This window comes from Pseudochrobactrum lubricantis (genome assembly GCF_041929865.1).
GTDB lineage: Bacteria > Pseudomonadota > Alphaproteobacteria > Rhizobiales > Rhizobiaceae > Pseudochrobactrum > Pseudochrobactrum saccharolyticum.
In genome coordinates this window covers 1-1,665 of record NZ_JBHEEE010000037.1, presented here as the reverse complement: position 1 = coordinate 1,665, position 1,665 = coordinate 1, and the positions used below count along the sequence as shown (strand labels likewise).

The window sequence follows — 1,665 nt, the reverse complement described above, 5'->3', positions numbered from 1 at the left end:
TGTAAAACCAGTCCAAGTTTTTATCCGCCCCCCCCAACAATCATGACGCATGGTGCGGCGCGGCGGCAGCTTCTGGACAGATCGGCGTTAGCTTCTGGACAGCAAAACAATTACCTAACGAATTGAGTATCTCTATTTCATAGCCTCGCCCCCATCGATGGAGTAGCGCACTACATTATTGTAGCGCGCAAAATCGTTTGGCAGAGAGCGCAAGGTCATATGGCAACAGTTTATTGAGTAAAGTGTGTGATATTTTATTCCAACCATTACATTGCAACGATAAGCTCTTAGAAAGTTCGGGGGGACTAAATGAAGCTTCCAATCAATATCAGGCTGCCGGGCGACATCCTCAAGATCAAAGCCATCGCCACCTGCGCAGGGATGAGCAGGCCAGACAAGTGCCAGTGCTAAAGCTAGGGCATTTCTATGTGGTGTGGCGCAAGAGGTAACGGCGCTGCAAGCAGGCCACATTCGAGGGGGTTGGCTGCTGCTACTTCTCTTTTCATGATACTGGGCCGCTAAAAGTTGCGGCAACCATCTCCCTCACGCTGCCGTTACACGAAGGTAACAATTCAGCTTGCCCTTTCTCGCGCACATCAATTATGCTACCGATCATGGTCGGCGGACCCGCGGTGACACCACTACCGTGGTCGCGGTCTGGGTGGGTATTTCAATGTCTTTTCACGTACCATTCTTGGGACGCATCAAACTTAATCCAGTTTATGCGGTGTGGTCCTACAATCGTGCGACCTCGTTCTCTTTGGCTCGCAGCGTGACGCTCACTCTATTTCACTAGCGGCACCCCACAGCCACAAGCACAGCCTCTGCTTGAGAAGCATATAATTTGGTAAGGACGCATTATGACTACAGGGATACTGTCTCGCCCATTGGCATTAGACAACACGTTTCGCTCACATCTACGGCTAGTCGAACCCGACGACGCGGCGTTCATCTGTGAGCTACGAGCTGACCCACGCCTGAACCGCCATCTATCTAAGTCCTCGCCAGAGGTTGAAGCTCAGAAAGCCTGGATTGAGAACTACAAACAACGTGAAGCCGCAGGAAGCGAATACTACTTCGTTATACATTCCGACGGAGCGGATTGCGGCGTTGTTCGGATGTACGATTTCCAGGAAAACTCAGGGTCATTTTGCTGGGGTAGCTGGATCATAAAGCAACCGGCTCCAATTAGCCTCGCACCGTACACAGCCGCGCTGATTTATGAACTGGGATTTGATGTACTCGGTTTCGAGCAATCCCATTTCGATGTCCGCAAGGAGAATGAAAAAGTATGCAGGTTTCACCTCCGCACCGGGGCCATTAGGGTTGGGGAAACAGAATTGGATCAGCTATTCGTATTCAAGCGCGAGAGCTGGCCTTCTCTCAGGGAAGCAAGCGAACGGCATATCCGTAAACATCGGGTTTCCCTTAAGTAAAAGTGGCCAACTCCCCAGAGGTAGCGAAAGTTACGGCTAGCGGCGCCGTGCTCTGTATCGATCTATTGAGCCAAGTCCAATGACGGTGTCGCTGGCAGCCAATGAATTGAACGAACCAATTAGAATGTGATTAGGCGTGGAATAAGGACCCTGTTTTAGGGGTTATCGGCATTCAAACGGGACCCCTTTTTAGGGGGGAGTGCGGACGAAAACTTGGACTGTTTTTACG

Annotated in this window: 1 protein-coding gene; it reads left to right on the top strand. The window is 50.9% G+C overall.

What is annotated here, in order from left to right:
* Window positions 1-860 precede the first annotated feature (860 nt).
* Window positions 861-1,436 carry a GNAT family N-acetyltransferase gene (locus JNC80_RS19885; protein WP_376711407.1) on the top strand — a complete coding sequence of 192 codons (576 nt, stop codon included), beginning with the start codon at window positions 861-863 and terminating at the stop codon, window positions 1,434-1,436.
* The last annotated feature ends 229 nt before the right edge of the window (window positions 1,437-1,665 follow it).